Origin of the sequence: Streptomyces sp. V1I1 (genome assembly GCF_030817355.1) — a bacterium.
In the GTDB taxonomy this organism is placed as follows: Bacteria; Actinomycetota; Actinomycetes; order Streptomycetales; family Streptomycetaceae; genus Streptomyces.
Genome location: NZ_JAUSZH010000001.1, coordinates 6,328,951 through 6,351,679 on the forward strand (window position 1 = coordinate 6,328,951; position 22,729 = coordinate 6,351,679).

At 69.5% G+C, this 22,729-nt stretch carries 18 protein-coding genes and 1 tRNA gene; 8 read left to right on the forward strand and 11 right to left on the reverse strand.

Features of this window, described 5'->3' with window-relative positions:
* Window positions 1–51: 51 nt before the first annotated feature.
* The gene (locus QFZ67_RS29630) at window positions 52–1,803 is read right to left on the reverse strand and encodes a beta-galactosidase family protein (RefSeq protein ID WP_307664116.1); all 1,752 of its coding nucleotides are present in this window, start codon (window positions 1,801–1,803) and stop codon (window positions 52–54) included.
* Window positions 1,804–1,954: 151 nt separating this feature from the next.
* Here QFZ67_RS29630 and QFZ67_RS29635 point away from each other — a divergent pair, with 151 nt between their 5' ends.
* The 5 genes from QFZ67_RS29635 (at window position 1,955) to QFZ67_RS29655 (ending at window position 9,055) form a co-directional block, all read left to right on the forward strand.
* Window positions 1,955–2,833 carry an AraC family transcriptional regulator gene (locus QFZ67_RS29635; protein ID WP_307664117.1) on the forward strand — a complete coding sequence of 293 codons (879 nt, stop codon included), beginning with the start codon at window positions 1,955–1,957 and terminating at the stop codon, window positions 2,831–2,833.
* Between the two features lie 36 nt (window positions 2,834–2,869).
* On the forward strand, window positions 2,870–3,256 hold the full coding sequence (locus QFZ67_RS29640) for a chorismate mutase (protein ID WP_307664118.1): 387 nt from the start codon (window positions 2,870–2,872) through the stop codon (window positions 3,254–3,256).
* An 81-nt stretch (window positions 3,257–3,337) separates the two neighbouring features.
* Entirely contained in the window at window positions 3,338–5,866 is a 2,529-nt protein-coding gene (gene pepN, locus QFZ67_RS29645; protein ID WP_307664119.1) for an aminopeptidase N, read from the forward strand.
* Between the two features lie 358 nt (window positions 5,867–6,224).
* Window positions 6,225–7,625 carry an aminotransferase class V-fold PLP-dependent enzyme gene (locus QFZ67_RS29650; protein ID WP_307664120.1) on the forward strand — a complete coding sequence of 467 codons (1,401 nt, stop codon included), beginning with the start codon at window positions 6,225–6,227 and terminating at the stop codon, window positions 7,623–7,625.
* A complete protein-coding gene (locus tag QFZ67_RS29655) occupies window positions 7,622–9,055 on the forward strand; it encodes a lysine N(6)-hydroxylase/L-ornithine N(5)-oxygenase family protein (RefSeq protein WP_307664121.1) in 1,434 nt (477 codons plus the stop codon). The genes QFZ67_RS29650 and QFZ67_RS29655 overlap by 4 nt, the downstream gene beginning before the upstream one ends.
* On the opposite strand, the gene QFZ67_RS29660 is transcribed toward QFZ67_RS29655, so the two are convergent.
* Entirely contained in the window at window positions 9,056–10,855 is a 1,800-nt protein-coding gene (locus tag QFZ67_RS29660; RefSeq protein ID WP_307666013.1) for a bifunctional UDP-sugar hydrolase/5'-nucleotidase, read from the reverse strand. It lies immediately after the preceding gene.
* 170 nt (window positions 10,856–11,025) lie between these two features.
* On the opposite strand from QFZ67_RS29660, the gene QFZ67_RS29665 reads away from it, so the two are divergent.
* Both QFZ67_RS29665 and pyk read left to right on the forward strand, forming a co-directional pair.
* The gene (locus tag QFZ67_RS29665) at window positions 11,026–11,739 is read left to right on the forward strand and encodes an SIMPL domain-containing protein (protein WP_307664122.1); all 714 of its coding nucleotides are present in this window, start codon (window positions 11,026–11,028) and stop codon (window positions 11,737–11,739) included.
* A 203-nt stretch (window positions 11,740–11,942) separates the two neighbouring features.
* Complete coding sequence (gene pyk, locus QFZ67_RS29670) at window positions 11,943–13,376, forward strand: pyruvate kinase (RefSeq protein WP_307664123.1); 1,434 nt, start codon at window positions 11,943–11,945, stop codon at window positions 13,374–13,376.
* A gap of 29 nt (window positions 13,377–13,405) precedes the next feature.
* On the opposite strand, the gene QFZ67_RS29675 is transcribed toward pyk, so the two are convergent.
* A complete protein-coding gene (locus tag QFZ67_RS29675; RefSeq protein WP_307664124.1) occupies window positions 13,406–14,170 on the reverse strand; it encodes a hypothetical protein in 765 nt (254 codons plus the stop codon).
* Window positions 14,171–14,279: 109 nt separating this feature from the next.
* A tRNA-Leu gene (locus QFZ67_RS29680) sits at window positions 14,280–14,354 on the reverse strand.
* Between the two features lie 98 nt (window positions 14,355–14,452).
* Between QFZ67_RS29680 and QFZ67_RS29685 the strand changes: the two genes are divergently transcribed.
* Complete coding sequence (locus tag QFZ67_RS29685; protein WP_307664125.1) at window positions 14,453–15,106, forward strand: ANTAR domain-containing response regulator; 654 nt, start codon at window positions 14,453–14,455, stop codon at window positions 15,104–15,106.
* Between the two features lie 68 nt (window positions 15,107–15,174).
* Here the strand turns inward: QFZ67_RS29685 and QFZ67_RS29690 are convergent, their stop codons facing one another.
* The 7 genes from QFZ67_RS29690 to QFZ67_RS29720 all read right to left on the reverse strand — a co-directional run bounded on the left by QFZ67_RS29690 (window position 15,175) and on the right by QFZ67_RS29720 (window position 22,720).
* Window positions 15,175–15,891, reverse strand: coding sequence for an ABC transporter ATP-binding protein (locus QFZ67_RS29690; RefSeq protein WP_307664126.1), 717 nt, complete (start codon window positions 15,889–15,891; stop codon window positions 15,175–15,177).
* Window positions 15,891–16,802 (reverse strand): ABC transporter ATP-binding protein, encoded by a 912-nt coding sequence (locus QFZ67_RS29695; RefSeq protein ID WP_307664127.1) that lies wholly within the window; start codon window positions 16,800–16,802, stop codon window positions 15,891–15,893. Before QFZ67_RS29695 ends, QFZ67_RS29690 begins: the two co-directional genes overlap by 1 nt.
* 3 nt (window positions 16,803–16,805) lie before the next feature.
* Window positions 16,806–18,632, reverse strand: a complete 1,827-nt coding sequence (locus tag QFZ67_RS29700) for a branched-chain amino acid ABC transporter permease (RefSeq protein ID WP_307664128.1) — start codon at window positions 18,630–18,632, stop codon at window positions 16,806–16,808.
* Window positions 18,633–18,637: 5 nt separating this feature from the next.
* Window positions 18,638–19,567, reverse strand: coding sequence for a branched-chain amino acid ABC transporter permease (locus tag QFZ67_RS29705; RefSeq protein WP_307664129.1), 930 nt, complete (start codon window positions 19,565–19,567; stop codon window positions 18,638–18,640).
* 97 nt (window positions 19,568–19,664) lie between these two features.
* A complete protein-coding gene (locus QFZ67_RS29710) occupies window positions 19,665–20,894 on the reverse strand; it encodes a branched-chain amino acid ABC transporter substrate-binding protein (protein ID WP_307664130.1) in 1,230 nt (409 codons plus the stop codon).
* An 874-nt stretch (window positions 20,895–21,768) separates the two neighbouring features.
* Window positions 21,769–22,110, reverse strand: a complete 342-nt coding sequence (locus QFZ67_RS29715) for a hypothetical protein (protein ID WP_307664131.1) — start codon at window positions 22,108–22,110, stop codon at window positions 21,769–21,771.
* Between the two features lie 136 nt (window positions 22,111–22,246).
* Window positions 22,247–22,720, reverse strand: coding sequence for a PaaI family thioesterase (locus tag QFZ67_RS29720; RefSeq protein WP_307664132.1), 474 nt, complete (start codon window positions 22,718–22,720; stop codon window positions 22,247–22,249).
* Window positions 22,721–22,729: the final 9 nt, after the last annotated feature.

The window sequence follows — 22,729 nt, forward strand, 5'->3', positions numbered from 1 at the left end:
TTGCCCATGGGCGTGTTCGTCCCTGGCGGTGTGCTCGTACTGGCGGGGCGCTCAGGCCAGGCGTACGTCCCCGGTCGCGCCGTCGAGCTCGAGCACCCACACCTCGTTCGCGCCCGCCCGCAGCACAGGGCCAGGGACGAACAGGGACCGCTGCGGCCCGGCACTCCAGTACCGCCCCAGGCAGAAGCCGTTCACCCAGACGAACCCCCGTCCCCAGCCAGGCAGTTCAATCCGGGCGTCCCCGGGGGCAGGGGTCTTCGCGGCACCCCGGTACAGCCCAGGACCGCCACCCGCCTCCGCGGACCGGAACGGCACCTTCGCGACCGCGCCCTCCTCGTCGAAGGCGGCCAGCCGCAGCGCCCGGGCCCGTACGCCGTGCAGATACTGCCGCTCGTGCAGTACGCCGCCGGTGATGCCCTTGGACTCGCCCGTCAGCGGCCCGTAGTTGACCCGCCCCAGCGACTCGACCCACAGCTCGACCGCGGCAGGCCCGGCCACCGGGTCGCCCAACTCGCCCCGCACCCCGTCCACGTACAGCACCGCCAGATCCCGCAGCCCGCTCACGGTCAGCGGGTACGCGGCCCTGGGCCCCGGCACGTCCACCCGGTAGCGGACCACGCCGCGGTCCACGCCCAACTCCTCGAACGTCGGCGGAACGGGCGAGTCCACCTCCGCGTCACCGAGCGTCTCGAGTACGTCGCCGAGCGGCGCCCACTCGCCCAACTCCGCCCGCACCGGCCCACCCAGAGCGGGCGGCGCGGGCGGCAGCTCCGGCAGCTCCGGCAGTTCTGGCAGCTCCGGCAGCGGACTCTCCTGATACAGCGCCAGCACGTCCCTGAACAGCCAGAACTTCTCCGTGGGCCGGCCGGCCTCGTCGATCGGCGCGTCGTAGTCGTACGACGTGACGGTCGGCTCCAGCGCGCCGTCGTGCAAGTCGCCCGCGCGGTTCGCCCCCGCCCAGCCTCCGAAGCTCGTCCCGCCGTGGGCCATGTACACATTCACCGAGGCCCCGGCCGCCAGGATCTCCCGCAGAGCCGCGGCCGCGTCCGCCGGCTTCCGTACGGCATGGTCCGTGCCCCAGTGATCGAACCAGCCGCACCAGAACTCCATGCACATCAGCGGCCCGGTGGGCCGATGGCGGCGCAGCGTCTCGAAGCTCTCGCGGGCCCCCGAGCCGAAGTTCACGGTCGCGAGCACCCCCGGCACCGAACCGCCGGTCAGCATATGGTCCTCGGGCCCGTCGGATGTGAACAGCGGCACGGTCACCCCGCAGCCGCGCAGCAGGTCCACGAGATGGCGCAGATAGCCCTGGTCGGAGCCGTAACTGCCGTACTCGTTCTCGACCTGCATCATGATCACCGGGCCGCCGCCGGGGCCGGACTGGCGCTCCACGACCTGCGGCAGCAACCGGGTGAACCAGCGCTCCACATGCCCCAGATACTCGGCGTCGTCCGTGCGCACGCGCCGTCCGAGCCGGCCGGTCAGCCAGTGCGGCAGCCCGCCGTTCTCCCACTCGGCGCAGATGTACGGACCGGGGCGCACGATCGCCCACAGCCCGGCCGCGTGCGCGGCGTCGAGGAACCGGGCGAGTGCGTCCGCGTCGGCGTACCGGCCGGGCTCCGGCTCGTGCAGATTCCAGGGGACGTAGGTCTCCACGCAGTTGAGGCCCATGGCCCGCAGCATCGCCAGCCGGTGGCCCCACTGCTCCTCGTGCACCCGGAAGTAGTGCAGCGCCCCGGACAGCAGCCGCACCGGCCGCCCGTCCACGAGGAAGTCCTCATCGCCCACAGTGAACTCACCCACCGACACCCCTTATGCGCTCGGTTCACCTCCGGGCGCTCGTACCCGTTGTCGACACGATCGCCCCCTGGCGGCAGGCCGGTCCATGGACAAAGATCGGCGCTGTTTGGACGCAGTGCGGAGCCTCCGGCGCCCAGGGAAAGGACGAAGGCGGATGTACCACACCTGGATGCGCTATTTCACCCCCGCCCCCGTCCACCACCGCCTCGGCCTCGTCTGTCTCGGCGTCGGCCTTCAGCACGGCGTCCTGCCCACCGTCGGCCCCCGCACCCTCGACCACCATGTCGCCGTCGTGATCAGCGCCGGCGGCGGCTGGTTCCGCGGCCCCGACGGACGGCGCACCGCCGTCACCGCACCCGCCCTGATCTGGCTCACCCCCGGCGTCCCGCACCACTACGGCCCCGATCCGGCCGGCGGCTGGGACGAGAGCTTCGTCGACTTCACCGGGCCCGCCACCGCCACGTACACCGAGCTCGGCTACATCGAGCCCGACCGGCCCGTCGTCCCGCTCTCCGAGGCCACGGGCGCCCGCGCCGCCGTCGGCCGCATCGTCCGCGCCGCACGCCTCGGCAACCCGCTCCTGGAGGTCGAGACGGGCGCCGCCGTCCATGAGCTCCTCGTCGCCCTGCGCCGCGGCCGCGCCGACACCAATGCCGTCGGCGACCCGGTGCTCACCGCCCTCGCCCGCGACGCCTTCCAGCCGCTCTCCGTCGCCGAACACGCGGCCCGGCACGGTATGACCCCCGCCGAACTGCGCACCGCGGTCCGCCGCGGCGCCGGCTGCAGCCCCAAGGACTACCTCCTCGGCATCCGCCTGGGCCGGGCCAAGGAACTGCTCGCGGCCACCGAACTCCCCGTCGCCGCCGTCGCCCGCCGCGTCGGCTACGAGGACCCTGCGTACTTCTCCCGGCTGTTCACCCGCCGCGTCGGCACCGCCCCCATCCGCTTCCGCGAGCAGCAGGGCCGCGCCGTCCCGGGCGGCTGGAGCAACCAGATCCCGGACCCCGAACACCCGCCGACGATCACCTCGTGATCGGCGGGCAGCCTCATCGACGTAAGCTCGATGACCATGACCACGAGGGACATCGACGAGAACGTGCGCGCCGAACTGAACCGTCTGCGCGAGAGCATCGACAACATCGACGCGGCAGTCGTCCATATGCTCGCCGAGCGTTTCAAGTGCACACAGCAGGTCGGCCACCTCAAGGCGCAGCACCATCTGCCGCCCGCCGACCCGGACCGTGAGTCCCGCCAGATCGAGCGGCTGCGGCAGCTCGCGGAGAGCGCGAAGCTGGACCCCGCCTTCGCGGAGAAGCTGCTGAACTTCATCATCGCCGAGGTCATCCGCCACCACGAGACAATCGCGGCCGGCCCGAAGGAAGGCCCTGGGGCCGACCGGAACACGGCCCCGAAAACGGCCTCGGACGCCGCCCCGAAGGCATCGCCCGACGCCTGAGGCCCCCGCCGCCGGTCTGTGCGCCGAGAGCACAATCGATACCCGTGTGCAGGACAGGGGCCATCGGGCAGCATGGCCCCCATGTCCGTACTGACGCGCGACGAAGCGCAGACCCGAGCCCAGCTCCTCGACGTCCACCGGTACACGGTCGAGCTCGATCTCACCGGCGGCGAAGAGACCTTCGACTCCCGAACCGTCATCCAGTTCACCGCGCGCGCGGCCGGGGACACCTTCGTCGAGCTCAAGCCGGCCGTGCTGCGCTCCGTCACTCTCGACGGGCAGCCCATCGACCCGGAGTCACTCGCCGAGAACCGGCTCGCGCTCACCGGCCTGAGCGCCGGGGAGCACGAACTGCGCGTCGAGGCGGACATGCGCTACTCCCGCACCGGTGAAGGCATGCACCGCTTCACCGACCCCACCGACGGCGAGACTTACGTCTACACCCAGCTCTTCATGGAGGACGTCCAGCGCGTCTTCGCCGCCTTCGACCAGCCCGACCTCAAGGCCGTCTTCGAAATTTCCGTCACAGCGCCCGAGGGCTGGACCGTCCTCGGCAACGGCGTCGCCACCCCCGACGGCGACGGCCGCTGGACCTGCGCGGAGACCCCACCGCTCGCCACCTACTTCGTGGCCGTCGCGGCGGGCCCCTGGCACTCCGTGACAACCGAGCACGCAGGGCTGCCCTTCGGCATCCACTGCCGCCGCTCGCTCGCCCCCCACCTCGACGCGGACGCCGAGGAGATCCTCGAGATCACACGCCAGTGCTACGACCGGTACCACGAGAAGTTCGAGGAGCCGTACCCCTTCGACTCCTACGACCAGGCATTCGTGCCCGAGTTCAACGCCGGGGCGATGGAGAACCCGGGCCTGGTCACCTTCCGCGACGAGTTCATCTACCGCTCCGCCGTCACCGACACCGAGCGGCAGACCCACGCCATGGTCATCGCCCACGAGATGGCCCACATGTGGTTCGGCGACCTCGTCACGCTCAAGTGGTGGGACGACATCTGGCTGAACGAGTCCTTCGCCGAGTACATGGGCTACCAGACCCTCACCGAGGCCACTCGCTTCACCGACACCTGGGTTGACTTCGCGATCGGCCGCAAGTCCTGGGGCTACGACGCCGACCAGCGGCCCTCCACCCACCCCGTCGTCCCGGACCCGCACGCCGTCCCCGACACCGCGTCGGCAATGCTCAACTTCGACGGCATCTCGTACGCCAAGGGCGCGTCCGCCCTGCGCCAGCTGGTGACCTGGCTGGGCGAGAAGGACTTCCTCGCCGGGATCAACACCCACTTCGCCCGGCACAAGTTCGCCAACGCCACACTCGCCGACTTCATCGACTCCCTCGCGCACGCCACTGACCGCGATGTGCACGGCTGGGCGGAGTCCTGGCTGCGTACGACCGGCGTCGACACCCTCACGCCGACGGTCACCGAGTCCAACGGCAGCTGGGCGCTGCAGATCGCCCGCGACGGCAGCCGCCCGCACCGCATCGCGGTCGGCGCGTACGACGCCGACCCGGTGGACCCCGGCCGGCTCGTGCTGCGAGACAGGCTCGAACTGGACGTCCCGCAGAACGGGAACGGCGGCACCCACCCGGGCCGTCGCCCGGCCCTCGTCGTCCTCAACGACGGCGACGCCAGCTACGCCAAGGTCCGCCTGGACGCCGCCTCCTGGGACACGGCCGTACGCTCCCTCTCCGGCATCCCGGACCCGCTGACCCGCGCCGTCGTGTGGAACGCCGCCCGCGACATGGTCCGCGACGGCGGCAGCGTCTCCCGCGGGGCGAATTCCGGCCCCCTGACCATGACCCCCACCGCCTATCTGGAGGCCGCCAGCGCCCACCTCCCGCACGAGTCGGACCTCGCCGTCGTCCAGGGCGTCCTCGCCTTCGCCGCCGGCCAGATCGCCGACCGCTACCTTCCCGCCGACGAGCGGCCCGCCGCCCTCGGCGCGATCAGGGGCATCTGCCGCGACCTGCTGCGCCGCACCGAGGACGGCAACGGCCCCGGCCTGCGCCTGACCGCCGTACGCCACTTCATCGACGCCGCCGCCCAGCCGGAGACGCTCCAGGAGTGGCTGGCCGACGGCAGCGTGCCCGGCGGCCCGGAGCTCGACCCGGAACTGCGCTGGCGCATCCTGTACCGCCTCGCGGTCCTCGGCGCGATCGACGACGCGGCGATCGCCGCGGAACTTGACCGCGACCCCAGCGCCACCGGCCAGGAGGGCGCGGCCCGCTGCCGCGCAGCCCTGCCCACGCCGGAGGCGAAGGCGGCGGCCTGGCAGCGGCTGTTCACCACGGACTCGCTGTCCAACTACCTGTTCACGGCAACGGCCCAGGGCTTCTGGCAGCCCGAACAGGCCGATCTGGTAAGGGAGTACGTCCCCCGCTACTACTCCGACTCGGTGTCCCTGGCCACCCGCCGCGGCCCCGCCATCGCGGAGGCGGCGGGCCGCTACGCCTTCCCGCTCCACGCGGTGGACGCGGAGGCGCTGCGACTGGGCGAGGAGTGCCTGCGCGACGCGGACCTGATCCCGGCGCTGCGCCGCAAGCTGGCCGACCAACTCGACGACCTGCGCCGCGCGTTGACGGTCCGCGGCGGCTAGCCCTCGCTGATGGCTCCGCCCCGAAATTCAGCCCCTCCGGCGATTGAGGAGCGGGTCCGGGGCGGAGCCCCGAAATCAAGCCTCGTGGGGGTCCCCCCGGACGGAGTCTGGGGGAGTTTGAGGCGCGGGGTCTGGGGCGGAGCCCCAGTTGCGGGAAGGGGCGGGTAGGGGAACAGGCTCCGCGCAGCGGCCCCCGCACCCCACTCACCCCCCGGGCCATATCAACAACCCGCCCCCCAACTCCCCCCTTCCCCACCGCAGTACCACTTTCGGGTCCGGATCGTTGAGCTCTGCGGGCACCCCGCCGGGTCCCCCGTACACCCTGGTGTGACACCCCGCGCTCACCGGAGGACCCCGCATGAGTACGCCGCCGCCCGGCCCGCCCCTCGCCGGAGGAACCGCAGGCCCCGACGCCCTGCGGCCGCTGCTCGCCGTCGTGCTCGATGCGCTCCACGAGGGCGCGGTGGCGCGCGGCGGGCCGTTCCCCGCCGGCGGCCCCGACGCCGTCGCCGCGCGGGTCCGCGAGGCCGCCGAGCCCGTGCTCCCCGACCGCGGCACCGGCGCCGAAGACGCCCTGCGCGGCCTCGTCCGCACCCTCGCGCACGGCGCCGCCGACCCCGCGGACCCCCTGTGCGTGGCCCATCTGCACACCTCGCCACTCGCGCTCGCCGTCGCCGCCGATCTCGCCGCCTCCGCGCTCAACCCCTCCATGGACTCCTGGGACCAGGCCCCGGCCGCGTCCGAGCTGGAGGCCCTGGTCTGCCGCGCCCTCTCCGCCGAGGTCTACCCGCACCAGGCCGGCCCCGACGCCCTCGTCACCACCGGCGGCACCGAGTCCAACCTGCTCGGCCTGCTGCTGGCCCGCGAACGCCGCGGCGCGGTCCAGGTGATATGCGGCGCCGCCGCCCATCACTCCGTACACCGCGCCGCCTGGCTCCTCGGCCTGCCCGAGCCGGTGACCGTCCCCACCCCCTCCGGCGTCCTCGACCCCGCCGCACTCGACAAGGCCCTCGCGGATCTGCCCGGCCCGCTCCTCGTCGCCGCCACCGCGGGCACCACCGACACAGGGCGAATCGACCCGCTCCCCGAGATCGCCGACCTGTGCGGGCGCCACGGCGCCGAGCTCCACATCGACGCCGCCTACGGCGGACCGCTGCTGTTCAGCGCGGAGCACCGCGGCAAGCTGGCCGGCCTGGAGCGCGCCCAATCCGTAACCCTCGACCTGCACAAACTGGGCTGGCAGCCGATCGCTGCTGGCCTGCTCGCCGTACCCGACCGGGCCCTGATCGCTCCCCTCGGCATCACCGCCGACTACCTCAACGCCGACGACGACACCGAGGCCGGGCTGCCCGACCTGCTGGGCCGCTCCCTGCGTACGACACGACGCCCCGACATCCTCAAAGTCGCCGTCACCCTCCGGGCGCTCGGCCGCACCGGCCTCGGCGCGCTCGTCGACCGCACCTGCGCCGCCGCCCAGCAACTCGCCGACCTCGTCGAGGAGCACCCCCGCCTCGACCTGTATGAGCGGCCCGTACTCTCCACCGTCCTGTTCCGGCCCACCGGGGCCACCGACGAGCAGACCGCGGACATCCGCCGCACGCTCCTCGCCGACGGCCGGGCCGTACTCGGCCGGGCCCGCGCCGACGGCCGCCTCTGGCTCAAGGCCACCCTGCTCAACCCGCACGCCACCCCCGGCGACCTGGCAGCTCTGATCCAGGAAGTCCTGATCGAACTCGTGAAAGGCAGCACCCCACGATGACCGGCATGCCCGCAACCGAACACTCCCCCCAGGGGGCGTGGGGGGACCCCCAGCCCCACGACCTCGTGGGCATCGGCATCGGCCCGTTCAACCTCTCCCTCGCCGCGCTCGCCGACGGTGTCCACGGCGGCCTCGCCACCGCCTTCTACGAGCAGCGGCCCGCCTTCCACTGGCACCCCGGCCTGCTGATCGAGGGCACAACCCTCCAAGTCCCGTTCCTCGCCGACCTGGTGACGCTCGCCGACCCCGCCAGCCCCTGGTCCTTCCTCAACTATCTGCGCTCCCGGGACCGGCTCTTCCCCTTCTACTTCGCCGAGCGGTTCCACATCCAGCGCGCCGAGTACGACGACTACTGCCGCTGGGTCAGCGACAGCCTCACCGGCCTGCACTTCGGCCACCAGGTCGACGCCGTGCGCTGGAACCCCGAACGCTCCCTGTTCGAGGTCGACTTCACGCAGCTCGACGCCGAGGGCGAGGCGGAGGCCCTGGGGCGCGCGTACACCCGGCACATCGCGCTCGGCATCGGCACCGAGCCGTACGTGCCCGAGCCGCTCAGACCGCTCGCCGACGCCCCGACCGTCCCGGTCATCCACTCCGCCGACTACCTCGACAACCGCGAACGGCTGCTGGCCGCCGAGCACATCACGATCATCGGCTCCGGACAGTCGGGCGCCGAGGTCTTCCTCGACCTGCTACGGGCCCGGCCGGCGGGCGCCGAGAAGATCCACTGGCTGGCCCGTACCGAAGCCTTCGCGCCGATGGAGTACTCCAAGCTCGGCCTGGAGCACTTCACCCCCGACTACACCCGCTACTTCCACGCGCTGCCCGAGCAGACCCGCGACGCCCTCGTCCCACGCCAGTGGCAGCTCCACAAGGGCATCGACGCCGACACCATCGCCGCCATCCACGACGAGCTCTACCGCCGCACCCTGAACGGCGGCTGGCCCGACGCCGTCCTCACTCCCGGCGTCTCGGTCCGCACCGCCGGCCGGGTCGCCACCACCAAGGTCGAACTCCACATCGAGCACACCCAGCAGGGCACCCGCTCCCGCCTCACCACCGACGCCGTGGTCCTCGCCACCGGCTACCGCGAGCGCTCGCTCGACCGGATGCTGGCCGGCCTCGACCCGCACATGATCCGTGACGCGGCCGGGCGCCCGCGCATCGACGACCAGTTCCGGCTGCTCCTGGAGAGTTCGGTGACCGGCTCGGTGTACGTACAGAACGCGGAGCGGCACACGCACGGCGTCGGCGCGCCCGACCTCGGCCTGGCCGCCTGGCGCAGCGCGAGCATCCTCAACTCCCTCACCGGCAAGGAGCCCTACCCGCTGCCGCGTCGCACCGCCTTCACCAGCTTCGGCCTGGACCGCGAACGGGCCCTGCCGGCACACACGCCGGAGGGCCTGCGCCCGCTGCTGGAACACTCCTGATCAGAAGACGGGCGTGCCGTCCCGCGTCAGCTTCCAGTCCACCGAAGCGAACTGCGCGGGATCGATCGTGCCCTTGGCCTTCGCCCACGTGATGATCGTGTTGCGGATCTCGTCGGAGTTGGCCCACAGCTGCTTGGCCTGTGCGACATGCGGGAAGTTCCCGCCGCCGCTGGCCCGGTAGTTGTTGACCGCCAGCACGAACTGAGCGGCCGGATCGATCGGCTTGCCCGCGAAGGACAGGTTCACGATCCGCGAACCGCCCGGCTTCGCGATGTCGATCTCGTACGTCAGGCCGTACAGAGCGTCGTAGTTGTAGTCCGGAATGCTGTCGGCGTTGGTGAGCCTCGCCGGGTCCACCGGAGCACCGGGGGCCGTCTGGACGAAGTACTTCGCGGAGAACTCCAGATAGTCCTTCAGCTGGGCGCCGGTCAGCAGCCGCGCCTCCAGGGTGTTCTCGAAGACGTACAGTCCGGCCGCTTCGCGGATCGTCACCTGGCCGGCCGGGATCGCCGCCGTCCGGGAGAAACAGGAGGCCTGGGAGACGACGGGCAGCGCCGCGTACTCGCCGCCGGCCAGGGCGGTCTTCACCGTCTCCGCCTGGACATGGTTGATCAGATCGATGATCGGGACGTCCTTGTACGGGCCCTCGGTCGCGGCCATCGCGGCGGCGGAGGTGCCGATGACCTGGTTGACGTACGCGACGACCTTCTTGTGCTCGTCGTCGAGGAGCCGGGTGATCTTCGGATCCTCGGCGGCCGTGTTGGAGTTGAGGACCTGCGCGCCGACCTTCTCGACCGTCCAGCGGCCCTTGTTCCAGACCAGGTCGAAGTCGAAGAGGGTGAGCCGCTGGCCCCACTTGAGCGGCTCGGAGAGTACGACCTTCTCGCCGGTCTCCTTGTTGGCGACGAAGTACTCGGCGATCTCGGTGTGCGCGTGACCGACGAGTATCGCGTCGATGCCGGGCACCTGCTCGGCGACGAGACCGGCGGCGTTCTCGATGTACGGGAGCTGGTCGCCGTACGAAGAAGTGCCGCTGGAGCCCGAGTGGGCGGAGACGATCACGACGTCCGCGCCCATGGAGCGCAGCTTCGGCACCCACTTCGCTGCCTGCTCCTCCAGACCGGGGAAGACCATCTTGCCCTGGACATTGGCCTTGTCCCAGATGGCGATGCCGGGGTTGGTCAGGCCGAGGACCGCGACCTTGACGTCACGGCCGTGCGGGGTGCACAGGCGGTGGATGCTGTACGGCGGGAAGGCCGGACGGAGCGTCTTGGCGTCCAGCGCGTTCGCGCCGAGCAGCGGGAAGTCGCACTGCTCCTCGAACTTCCGCAGCACCGGGATGCCGTAGTTGAACTCGTGGTTGCCGAGCGCCGCAGCGTCGTAGCCCATGGCGTTCATGGCCTGCGCCATGGGATGCACAGGGCCGCGCTTGGCCGTGATCGGGTCGACCTTCGCGTAGTAGTACGACAGCTGGGTGCCCTGGATGGTGTCACCCGCGTCGATGAGGAGGGTGTTGCGCCGTCCCTTCTCCTTCCGCACCTGATCGACAAGCGTCGAGATCTTCGCCAGGCCCACGTCGTTGTGTGCCTTGTCGTCGAACTCCTTGTCCGTGAAGTAGTCCCAGTTGAAGACATTGCCGTGCAGATCGGTGGTGCCCATGACGGTGAACGAGTACCGCTTCGGCGGACGTCCGTGGCTCTGGCCCTCCGCCGCGGCGGGCGCGGCGGCGGCGCCGGCGACGGCCACTCCCGCCCCGGCGGCGGCCGAACGCTCCAGGAACGTCCTTCGGTTCAGCGGCATTTCGTCTCCCTCGATGTCCATCGGTCAGCTGCACAACGCGCGTAGATTCTGGCTCAGAAGCATCGCGCGGCAACACCCCTCGCGGGTTTCGATCTGGTGTCTGCCAGTTGTCGTCGGCGGGTGCGAGAGTGTCCATGACGACTGTTTGAGGACGTACGAGGGAGCTTCCCGTGACCACCGACGCACCCAACACCGCCGCGCCGTACGGCACCCCCGAGACGCCGCGCGTCGCCGTGCGCGGCGAGGCGCGCCTGGAGTTCGACCCGGAGATCGCCAGGATCGGCGTCGCGGTCAGCGCACGCGGCACCGACCGGCGCAGCGCGCTGGAAGACCTCACCCGCCGCAACTCCGCCGTCCTGGACCTGATCAAGTCGTACGGCGAATCGGTGGAGAAGCTGGAGACCGGCGCGTTCTCCATCAGCCCCGAACTGGGCCGCCACGGCAGGGGCGAACGGGTCCGCGCCTATCACGGCCGGGTCCACATCACCGCCGAGCTCGCCGACTTCACCGCGCTCGGAGAACTCACCACCCGGCTCGCGGATCTGGAGCTGACCCGGGTTGACGGTCCCTGGTGGTCACTGCGCCCCGACTCCCCGGCCCACGGCGAGGCCCGCCGCCAGGCGGTGCGGGAGGCGGTCCAGCGCGCCCGTGAGTACGCCGAGGCACTGGGGGCGAGGCTGGCCGCCCTGGTCGAGCTGGCCGACCTGGGTGCCGAGAACGCCGTCCCGTACGGCATGCCGCCCGCTCCCGGCGGCATGCGCATGGCCGCGTACGGCTCGGCCGAGGCCGCCGAGACGGCCCCGGCGCTCGATCTGGAACCGCAGCGCCAGACGGTCTACGCACAGGTGAACGCGCGCTTCACGATGACTCCTCCGCAGCTTTAGCGAGCGAGGTCCCCGTCATCACGCCCCGTGATCACACTGCGTTACGGACCGGCCCCTGGGTGCTGCGCACATACTTGTCATGAATGCTCATCAGAGCACCGCTGCGCACAATTCAACACTTGTCAATAACCCTTCACGTAAAGGTTGTTGAGTAGTCATGCGCGACCAATTCTCTACCCGCCGGTAAGCCCTAGGCTCGAACCATGCGCCGAGCAAAGATCGTCTGCACCCTGGGGCCCGCCACCGACTCATACGACCAGATCAAGGCACTGGTCGAAGCCGGAATGGACGTCGCCCGCTTCAACCTCAGCCACGGCACCTACGCCGAGCACGAGGAGCGCTACCAGCGCGTACGCAAAGCATCCGACGAAACAGGCCGCAGCGTCGGTATCCTCGCCGACCTTCAAGGTCCGAAGATTCGCCTCGGACGCTTCCGTGAAGGTCCCGTACTGCTTGAACGCGGCGATGAATTCACCATCACCGTCGAGGAGACGGAAGGCGACCGCCACACCTGCGGCACCACCTACCAGGGCCTCGCGGGCGATGTCACCACCGGTGAGCGCATCCTCGTCGACGACGGCAAGGTCGCCCTCGAAGTGACCGCGGTGGACGGCCCCCGGGTCCACACCACCGTCGTCGAAGGCGGCATGGTCTCCGACCACAAGGGCCTCAACCTCCCCGGCGTCGCAGTCTCCGTCCCAGCCCTCTCCGAGAAGGACATCGAGGACCTCCGCTGGGCGCTGCGCATCGGGGCCGACATCATCGCGCTCTCCTTCGTACGCAGCGGACGCGACATCGACGACGTCCACCGGATCATGGAGGAGGAGGGCCGCCGCCTCCCCGTCATCGCAAAGGTGGAGAAGCCGCAGGCCGTCGAGAACATCGACGACATCGTGGCCGCCTTCGACGGCATCATGGTCGCCCGCGGCGACCTCGGCGTCGAAATGCCACTGGAGCAGGTGCCGATCGTCCAGAAGCGCGCGATCAAGCTCGCCAAGCGCAACGCCAAGCCGGTCATCGTCGCCACCCAGATGCTCGACTCGATGATCGACAACTCCCGCCCCACACGCGCCGAGGCGTCCGACGTCGCCAACGCCGTCATCGACGGCACCGACGCCGTGATGCTCTCCGGCGAGACCAGCGTCGGCAAGTACCCGGTCGAGACGGTGAAGACGATGAGCCGCATCGTCGAGGCGGCCGAGGAAGACGTCCTCGCCAAGGGCCTGCCCCCGCTGACCGAACGCAACAAGCCCCGCACCCAGGGCGGCGCCGTGGCCCGCGCGGCCGCGGAGATGGGCGACTTCCTGGGCGCGAAGTTCCTGGTCGCCTTCACCCAGTCCGGCGACACGGTCAGGCGCCTCTCCCGCTACCGCTCACCGATCCCGCTGCTCGCCTTCACCCCGGACGCGGCCACCCGCTCCCAGCTCAATCTCACCTGGGGCGTGGAGACCTTCCTCGGCCCGCGTGTCGACTCCACGGACGCGATGGTCGCTCAGGTCGACGAGGAGCTGCTGAAGATCGGCCGCTGCGAGAAGGGTGACATCGTCGTGATCACGGCGGGCTCGCCGCCCGGCGTCCCGGGCTCGACGAACCTGGTGCGCGTCCACCACATCGGCGAGGACGACAGCCCCAAGTAGGCGGCGGGACGGGCTGTCGGGCTGGGGGATCAGTACTTCGGCCCGACGTACAGATCCATGAGAGCGACGGACGCGCGCTTGGCGACGGAGATGTTCTTCGGGTTGGCCTGCTTCCACTCGACGCCAACGTTGTCGAGAGCCTCGGTGTAGAGCTGCCGGATGTCGTCCGAGACGTTGGTGAAGAAGTACCGCGGGTACTCGTAGCGTTTCTGTGCGCCGTTGACGAGGCGGGTGGTCCAGTTCGTGATCCGACAGCCGTCGGAGTGGACCAGACCGCGGATGAACTCCCAAGGGTGCCCGTCAACGATCTCCTGCTGCCAAGGTTCAAGCGCGATCTTCCGGTCGTGCTTCTTGCCCGGCCCGTGCTGGGGGAATAGGCATGGCCAGTGCCTGCCATAGCTCGTGACCATCGCACAGCCCTGCTTCTGCAGAATGTAAACACTGCCCTCCGGGCGGACCGCCAAGATGGCGGACCGGCAGCTGTCGATCAGCCCGGGCCACGCGTCGGCGCACGCGATCCGCAGGTGGTATCCGCCGCGTGGGTGGGCGCTGATGCAACCATCGCCGAGGTAGAGGCCCAGGAGATAGGAGTACGCGGGGGCATCGTCAGGAAGTCCGCGATCGGGCAGGCATCTGGGACACGGTGGGGCTTGCATGCGTGGCAGGGGATCGATCCGCGTCCGCCACTCGCGGATTGCGGCGCGCGATATTCCGGTCTGCTTGCTTACCGAGTTCAGGCTGCGCCCTTGGGTGACGAGCGTCAGGGCTCGCTTGCGCGTATCCGGGTCGTACATGCGAACGAGCCTGGCTGGATCTTCAGGGCCCGGGAGCGGAACGGTGAAACGATCACACGTTCACGTGAACTTCAACTATTCCGACGTGACCTTGGAACCGAAGGAAAAGTGCCCCGGGTCGGACTCGAACCGACACTGTATGGGTTTTGAATCCATTGCCTGCTGCCAATTGGGCTACCGGGGCTCGCAGAATCAAAGGATGCCCCCGACCTGCTGCAGCACCACCTTACCGCAGCTGGGTAGGCTCTTGGGAGCTGTGCCTGCCCTGAACGAGGAGCTCCCGTGACCGCCCCCGACTCGCCCCAGCCCGTCGCCGACGACGACAAGTCGCATGTCCCTCCGCTGACGACCCGCGTCGTGATCGCCGAGGACGAGGCCCTCATCCGTCTCGACCTCAAAGAGATGCTGGAGGAAGAGGGCTACGCGGTCGTCGGCGAGGCCGGAGACGGGCAGCGAGCCATCGAGCTGGCCCGGGAGCACCGGCCCGATCTGGTGATTCTGGATGTGAAGATGCCCGTCCTGGACGGGATTTCCGCGGCCGAGAAGATCGCCGAGGAGTCCATCGCCCCCGTCCTGATGCTCACCGCGTTCTCGCAGCGCGATCTCGTCGAGCGGGCTCGGGACGCCGGGGCCATGGCGTATCTGGTGAAGCCGTTCAGCAAGAGTGATGTGGTGCCGGCCATCGAGATGGCGGTGTCCCGGTTCACCGAGCTGAAGGCTCTGGAGCAGGAGGTCGCCGACCTTTCGCAGCGGCTGGAGACGCGCAAGCTCGTGGACCGTGCGAAGAGCGTTCTGCAGACGCAGTACGGGCTGACGGAGCCGGCCGCGTTCCGCTGGATCCAGAAGACGTCGATGGACCGGCGGCTGTCGATGCAGCAGGTCGCCGAGGCGGTCATCGAGGACGCCGAGGAGAAGAAGGCCGCGAAGGACCAGTAGGGCATACGGAGATACGGAGAGGCCCGCACCCCGAGCTCGGGGTGCGGGCCTCTCCGTATGCGTACGGCTCAGTCCTCGCCGAGGTAGGCCTTGCGGACCGAGTCGTCGTGGAGCAGGTCCTGGCCCGTGCCGGAGAGCACGATATTGCCGATCTCCATGACATGGCCCTGGTCGGCGAGCGACAGCGCGGCCTGGGCGTTCTGCTCGACGAGCAGAATGGTGGTGCCCTGGGCCTTGAGCTCGACGATCGTCGCCATGATCTTCTGCATCATGATCGGAGAGAGACCCATGGAGGGCTCGTCGAGCATGAGCAGCTTGGGCTGGGACATCAGCGCGCGCCCCATGGCGAGCATCTGCTGCTCGCCGCCGGAGAGCGTGCCTGCGGCCTGCTTGCGACGCTCACCCAGGATGGGGAAGAGGTCGTAGGCGCGCTGGATGTCCTTCTCGATTCCGGCCTTGTCGCTGCGGAGGAAGGCGCCGAGCCGCAGGTTGTCCTCGATCGTCATGCGCGGGAAGATGTGCCGCCCCTCGGGGGAGTGGGCGAGTCCGAGCGAGACGATCTGGTGGGCCGGGGTCTTCTTCAACGACTTGCCGTTGAACTTGATCTGGCCGCCGACAGGCTTGAGAAGGCCTGAGAGGGTGCGCAGCGTGGTCGTCTTGCCGGCACCGTTGGTGCCGATGAGGGTGACGACCTCGCCGGCTTCGACGCTGAACGAGATGCCCTTGACGGCCTCGATCTTGCCGTAGGCGACGCGCAGGTCCTCGACTTCGAGAAGTGCGGTCATCAGTCGTTCTCCTTGCTGGCGGACTCGGCGGGTCCGGTGGACCCGGCTGCGCCGGTTTCGGCCGCTTCCACTTCGGCCGCTTCTTCGTCGCCGGGGGCGCCTTCGAAGGGCTCGCCGAGGTAGGCGGCGATGACGCGCTCGTCGCCCTGGACGGTCTCGCTGTCGCCTTCGACGAGCTTCTCGCCCTGGACGAGAACCGCGACGCGGTCGCACAGGTTGAAGATGAAGCGCATGTCGTGCTCGATGACGAGGACGGCGATGCCCATGTCCCGGATGGCGAAGACGAGTTCTTCAGTGGCCCGCGTCTCCTGCGGGTTCATGCCGGCCGTCGGCTCGTCGAGGAGCAGCAGGCCGGGGTCGCTGGCGAGTGCGCGCGCGATTTCGAGCTTGCGCTGTTCGCCGTACGGGAGGTTGCGGGAGAGGTGTTCCGCCTTGCCCGCGAGGCCGATGAACTCGAGGAGTTCCATGGCCCGTGCCCGGGACTTGGCTTCGGCCTTGTGGAAGCCGGGGCCGCGCAGGAGGGCGGACCAGAGGCCTTCATTGGTACGGGTGTGGCGGCCGACGAGCACATTTTCCAGAACGGTCATGTTGCCGAAGAGGCGGATGTTCTGGAAGGTTCGCGCGACGCCCGCCGCCGTGACCTTGAAGGACTTGGCGGGGAGGACGGTGCCCTTGTAGCGGACCTCGCCCTCGGTGGGGATGTAGAGACCGGTGAGGCAGTTGAAGAAGGTGGTCTTCCCCGCGCCGTTGGGGCCGATGAGGCCGACGATCTCGCCGCTGTTGACGGTGAGGTCGACCGAGCGTACGGCGGTGAGGCCGCCGAACCGCATGGTGACGCCGCGGGCGTCGAGGACCGTCTCGCCGGGCGCGGTGGCCGGGGCGGTGCCCTTCGTGGTGGTGTCGGTGGTCATGGATCAGGCCCCTGTCTTGCTGAGGACTGCGGGCGCTTCCGCGGATTCGTGGAACTCGAGCTGGCGGCGCCGGTTGGGGATGAGTCCCTCGGGCCTGAAGCGCATCAGCAGTACGAGCGCGAGGCCGAAGGCGAGGAGCTGGTAGTCGCCGAGGAACTGCAGCTTGGCCGGGATCAGGTAGAGCAGCGCGGCGCCGACGAGCGGTCCGCTGATGGTGCCCATGCCGCCGAGGACGACCGCGGCCAGCAGGAAGGCCGAGTTCGGCGGGACGACGTGGGCGAACTGGTACTGCTCCGGCGTCACGGTGTAGGTGACGTGGGCCTGGACCGTACCGGCGAGGCCGGCCAGGGTCGCACCGAGGGCGAACGCGATGAGCTTGACCCGGAAGCCGTTGATGCCCATGGCGAGCGCCGCGGTCTCGTCCTCGCGGATCGCGATCCAGGCGCGGCCGATGCGGGAGTCTCCGCTGCGGCGGAAGACCACCACGACGATCAGGGTGATCAGCAGCATCAGGAAGAAGTAGTTCGCGAACCGGCCGATGGTGATGCCGAAGATGCTGTGCTCGAGTCCGAAGTCGAAGCCGAACATCTGCAGGTTCGGGATCGACGAGATGCCGTTGGACCCGTTGGTGATGTCAGGGCCGGAGGTGCCGTCGAGGTTGTTGACGGTGATCCGGAAGATCTCACCGAAGCCGAGCGTCACGATCGCGAGGTAGTCGCCGCGCAGTCGCAGGGTCGGGGCGCCGATCAGGACGCCGAAGACCATGGACGCGGTGGCGCCGACGAGGACCGCCCCCCAGAAGGGGAGGTGGATGTCGAACGGCGAGGACGGCGATCCGGAGACCATGGCCGCGGCGTATGCGCCGACGCCGAGGAAGGCGACGTAACCGAGGTCGAGGAGTCCGGCGAGGCCGACGACGATGTTCAGACCGAGGGCGACGGTGGCGAAGATCAGGATGTAGACGCCGATGGTCGCGTACTGGTCGTCGGACTGGGTGAAGGGGAAGGCCGCGGCGGCGGCGAACGCGCCGGCCATCGTCACGTTGCGGTGCTTGGCCGTGATCGCGGACACCCGTCCGACCAGGCCGGACTTGAAGAGCGCGGCGAACCCGAAACCGGCGGTGATGAGGAAGCCGATGAAGAGCTCGTCGTACTCGGTGCCGATGCCGTACGTGAAGACGACCAGGCCGAAGCTGAGCGCCGCGACGATGATCAGGATCTCGACGTAGGAGGGCAGCTTGCGGGCGGGTGCCGCGGTGCCGCTGGCGAAGGCCGCCTTGAACGTGGTGAAGGAGCCGCGGGCGTTGTGCCTGAACTGGTCCCAGCCGGTGTCATCGGGGTCTGCCGGGTCGGGCGCGGGGCGCTCGAAGGGCAGCCCGAGGGCGCCGATGAGGGCGACCAGGGTGGCGATTCCCGCGACGTACCCACCGGGCTCGAGGTTGGCGAGGCCGCCGAGCTCGTAGCTGATGGCGATCAGGGTGAACCAGGTGGTGGCAAAGGCGCCGAGGGCGGAGAGCCTGATGGAGCTGTCGGCACCGGCGGGAGCGAGCCACTTCAGGCCCTTGACGCCGTACGAGGAGAGTCCGAACAGGGTGGTCAGGGCGCCCGCGATGAGGACGAGCCACTGGAGTCCGCCGGGGTAGCCGTAGACGGTGAGGTCACCGGGGAAGGCGGCCGTCCAGGTCCAGGCGAGGAACGCGGAGATGACGGTGAGTGCGCCGCCTCCGGTCGCGACGGCGCGCGCGATGTTCGGCGGGAGGGAGATGAGGCCCGTCTGAGCGCTGTCGGCCGGGGTCCGCGGGGTTCCCGCGGTGGGGGTCTGTGTCGTCATCGGTGTCACGCCCTGTCCGCGACGCGCTCGCCGAGGAGGCCTTGTGGCCTGACGAGGAGCACGACGATGAGAAGTACGAAGGCCCAGACGTCGGCCCAGGACTGGCCGCCGAGCTGCTGCATGCCGGGGATGTCGTTGATGTAGGCCGTGGCCATGGTTTCGGCGATGCCCAGGGCGAGACCGCCCAGCATGGCGCCGTAGATGTTGCCGATGCCGCCGAGGACGGCTGCGGTGAACGCCTTGAGGCCGAGGATGAAGCCCATGCGGAAGTTCACTTCGCCGTACTTGAGGCCGTACGCGACGGCTCCGACGGCGGCGAACGCGGCGCCGAGGGCGAACGCGACCACGATGATGCGGTCGGTGTTGATGCCCATGAGCTTGGCCGTGTCCGGATCCTGGGCGGTGGCCTGCATACCGCGTCCGGTGCGGGTCTTCATGACGAAGAACGCGAGGATCGCCATGCAGATGGGAGCGGCGATCAGCAGGAAGATGTCACCGGTCTGGATGGTGACGCTGCCGAGGTGGAAGGGGCCACCGGGGATTTCGGGGAAGGTGCGGGAGGACTTCGCCTCGGGGTACCAGGCCCACACCGCCTGCTGGAGAGCCAGGGAGAGGCCGATGGCGGTGATGAGTGGGGCGAGGCGGGGTGCGGTGCGCAGTGGCCGGTACGCGAAGCGTTCCGCGCCGACCGCGATGGTGGTGGCGACGATGATCGCGCCGACCAGCATGAGTGGCAGGGCCAGCCACATGGTGGTGCCGGTGGGAAGGATGAGCCAGACCGTGAGGGCCCCGAACCCTCCGGTCATGAAGATCTCGCCATGGGCGAAGTTGATGAGCTGGACAATGCCATAAACCATCGTGTAGCCGATGGCGACGAGCCCGTACATGGATCCCAGTAGCAGGCCGTTGACCAGCTGTTGCGGCAGTTCGTGCACCGCAGGTCCTCCGAGTCTTTCGACGGATATGACACCGCGCGGGGCGCTGGTTTTGCGGCGCGCCCCGCGCGGCATATGAGGTGTTACGGACTGAGGATCAGCCGGCGAACGTGCCGGACTTGACGGCCTTCCAGGCGGTGCCCTCGTACTTGTAGACCGTGAGCTGCTTGTTGGTGGCGTCGCCGTACTCGTCGAAGGAGACCTTGCCGGTCACACCGTCGAAGGAGACACCCTGCAGGGCCTCGATGACCTTGGCGCGGGCGTCGGAGGGAAGCTTGCCGTCGTTGCCCTCGACGGCCTTCTTCACAGCCTCGATGATCGCCCAGGCGGAGTCGTACGAGTAGCCGCCGTAGGCCTCGTAGGCCTCCTTGTAGCCGCCGGCCTTGTAGTTGGCCACGAAGTCCTTGGCCGAGGGGAGCGTCTCGACCGGCGCACCGACGGAGGTGGCGAGGTCACCCACGCCCTCCTTGCCGGAGAGCTTGATGAAGTCGGCGCTGTAGATGCCGTCGCCACCGACGAGCGGGATCGCGGCACCGGACTTCTTGATCTGCTTGCTGAGCGGGCCCGCGACCGGGTACTCGCCGCCGTAGTAGACGACGTCGGCCTTGGAGCTCTTGATCTGGGTGACGACGGCCGCGAAATCCTTGGTGTCAGGGTTCACGTGCTCGGTGCCGGCGACCTTGCCGCCGAGCTTCTCGAACTCCGCCTTGAAGGTGGCGGCGAGACCGGCGCCGTACGTCTTCTTGTCATCGATGATGAAGACGCTCTTCTTCTTGGCGTCGTTGAACAGGTACTGCGCGGCGAACGGGCCCTGGATGGCGTCCGTGGTCGCGGTGCGGAAGTACGACTTGTACGGGCGGGCCTTCTCGCCGCTGTTCCACTTCGGCCCCTGGGTCAGGGCCGGGTTGGTGTTGGCGGGCGAGACCTGGGCCAGCTTGGCGTCGTCGAAGACCTTCTGCATGGACTCGGCCACCGAGGAGTTCAGGGGGCCGACGACACCGAGGACGTCCTTGTTGGCGACGAACTTGGTGGCGTTCTGCTGTCCGGAGGACGGCTGGGCCTGGTCGTCGAAGGCCTCGACCTTGAAGGTGATGCCGTCGACGTACTTCTTCGCGTTGGCCTGCTTGGCCGCGAGGTCGACAGAGTTCTTGATGCCGAGACCCAGCGCGGAGAGCTCACCGGTCAGCGGGGCATCGACGCCGATGACGACCGTGGTACCGCCGCCCTCGGCCCCACCACTGCTGTCGTCGCGAGAGCCACAGGCGGTGAGCGCAAGCGCTCCCGCAGTGAGTGCAGCCGTCATGGCTACGAGCGAACGTTGACGCACGATCAGTCCTTTCACCTGGCACGGCCGCCCCCCACGGGACGTACCGAGTCGAGCGCTGGAACCGAACTGAAGGTAATCCGGCGGCGCGGTGACTGGGCGTGACTCTAAGCGCGGTATTGGGGGAGGTGGAGTGGTCTGGCCAAGGATGTGACGCTCTTGTTATGCCGCGGCGTAATGCATAGCGGATTCTCGTGGGCGGAACGGGGGAATTCCGGCCGGTTCGTCTTGTCCGCATGCTGAGAACGTGCAGGACCGTTCGGCGGTTTGAGTCCTGACGTCCGATCTTGGTGGCACGCAGTGCCAATCGCTCTGGCCAGGTCTCGGGCGTACCGCTCGCCCGGAATGTAGCTATGTTCTTGCATTGCGCGCGCATTACGCAGTGTTACGTCGAGGAAGGGGAGTCCGGCATTCCGTGCCACTCTTCCGCATTCCGACACATGGACCATGATGAGTACTTTGCGTGGCTTTTCAGTACTCACAGTGAACGGCGCCGCCGGGGTGGTGGAGACCCTCAGGCCTGCGGAGTTCTGGGTGATCCGCTCGACGGTGACCGGTGGTCCGGAGACGGTGGTGACCATGACGGTGAAATCGAACGAGTCGTGTCCGGCGACCGGCCGGGTAGGTGCCTCGTAGGCCAAGGCGACCGCCTGCGCCGGCCATGGTGTCGGGGGAGGCGGGGACGGCGTCGGCCGGGTCAGACAGAGGTACGACATGCCTGCGGCGAGGATGGCCGCGGATGCGGCGGCGATGACCATGGGGCGATGCCGCCCGGCGAACGCGCCCGCCAGGCTCTGCCGGGGCCCGGCCGTGAGGGGGGCGTGGGCGCCGTCCGGCGCGTAGGTGCCCTCGCCCGGCTCGACCGGGCCGACTCCGCTCATTGCCAGGGCCCCCCGGTCGGCGTGCCGCTGCGGTGACGCTCGGCGCAGCGGTCCGCGGCCTGACGGTCGATCAACTTCCGTGCGGCGTCGGTCCCTTGGCGCTTCTGCTCGACGCGGGCGGCAGCCACCACGTCCAGCAGAATCTCGTTCTGCCCGCCGGACAGGCCCATGGCCTGGTAGTCGAGGTTGGCCTGCTCGCCGCCGTCGAGGACGACCCGCGCCCAGTGGGAGATCAGCCGTTCGCACAGTTCCTTCGGTGGGGTGCTGCGTGGAGCCGGTGAGGCGGAGCTGGTGGGACCGCCGCCCCCGCAGCCGGTGAGGACGACCGACAGCAACACGGCGCACACCGCAAAGTGCCTTGCTCGGCGTGGCGGTCCTGGCCCCATGCCGCGACGCTAGCGGGGGGTGGCGGGAGAGGGCAATGGTGCGCGTGGTGCCGCCGGACGTGCGGTCCGGCGGCTGCGGCCGCGGGCGTCAGCCCGTCGTGCCGTCCGGGTTCACATCCCGCAGCAGACAGGTCAGCCGGGCCGTGCAGACCCGCTTGTCCCGCTCGTCCGTGATGACGATCTCGTACGTCGCCGTGGTGCGACCACGGTGTACCGGCGTCGCGACGCCGGTGACCAGGCCGGAGCGGACGCCGCGGTGGTGCGTGCAGTTGAGATCCACACCGACGGCGATCTTGGTGACCCCGCCGTGCAGCATCGAGCCGACCGAGCCGAGCGTCTCGGCAAGCACGGCGGACGCGCCACCGTGCAGCAGTCCGTACGGCTGGGTGTTGCCCTCGACCGGCATCGTGCCGACGACCCGGTCCGCCGCCGCCTCGACGATCTGCACGCCCATGCGGTTGCCGAGATGCCCGGCGGAGAAGAGCGCGGGCAGATCAACCCCGAGCGCGGCGTATTCGTCGATGACCCCTTGCGGGAACTTCACGGTTCTCTGCTCGCCCATGCGGCCCGG

Excerpts from the sequence above, each read along its gene's own strand:
- QFZ67_RS29720 (WP_307664132.1), bottom strand. The coding sequence starts at position 22,720 with ATGGGCGAGCAGAGAACCGTGAAGTTCCCGCAAGGGGTCATCGACGAA.
- QFZ67_RS29690 (WP_307664126.1), bottom strand. The coding sequence starts at position 15,891 with ATGACCGCACTTCTCGAAGTCGAGGACCTGCGCGTCGCCTACGGCAAG.
- QFZ67_RS29695 (WP_307664127.1), bottom strand. The coding sequence starts at position 16,802 with ATGACCACCGACACCACCACGAAGGGCACCGCCCCGGCCACCGCGCCC.
- QFZ67_RS29650 (WP_307664120.1), top strand. The coding sequence starts at position 6,225 with ATGAGTACGCCGCCGCCCGGCCCGCCCCTCGCCGGAGGAACCGCAGGC.
- QFZ67_RS29655 (WP_307664121.1), top strand. The coding sequence starts at position 7,622 with ATGACCGGCATGCCCGCAACCGAACACTCCCCCCAGGGGGCGTGGGGG.
- QFZ67_RS29660 (WP_307666013.1), bottom strand. The coding sequence starts at position 10,855 with ATGCCGCTGAACCGAAGGACGTTCCTGGAGCGTTCGGCCGCCGCCGGG.
- QFZ67_RS29640 (WP_307664118.1), top strand. The coding sequence starts at position 2,870 with ATGACCACGAGGGACATCGACGAGAACGTGCGCGCCGAACTGAACCGT.
- QFZ67_RS29675 (WP_307664124.1), bottom strand. The coding sequence starts at position 14,170 with ATGTACGACCCGGATACGCGCAAGCGAGCCCTGACGCTCGTCACCCAA.
- pyk (WP_307664123.1), top strand. The coding sequence starts at position 11,943 with ATGCGCCGAGCAAAGATCGTCTGCACCCTGGGGCCCGCCACCGACTCA.
- QFZ67_RS29700 (WP_307664128.1), bottom strand. The coding sequence starts at position 18,632 with ATGACGACACAGACCCCCACCGCGGGAACCCCGCGGACCCCGGCCGAC.
- pepN (WP_307664119.1), top strand. The coding sequence starts at position 3,338 with ATGTCCGTACTGACGCGCGACGAAGCGCAGACCCGAGCCCAGCTCCTC.
- QFZ67_RS29635 (WP_307664117.1), top strand. The coding sequence starts at position 1,955 with ATGTACCACACCTGGATGCGCTATTTCACCCCCGCCCCCGTCCACCAC.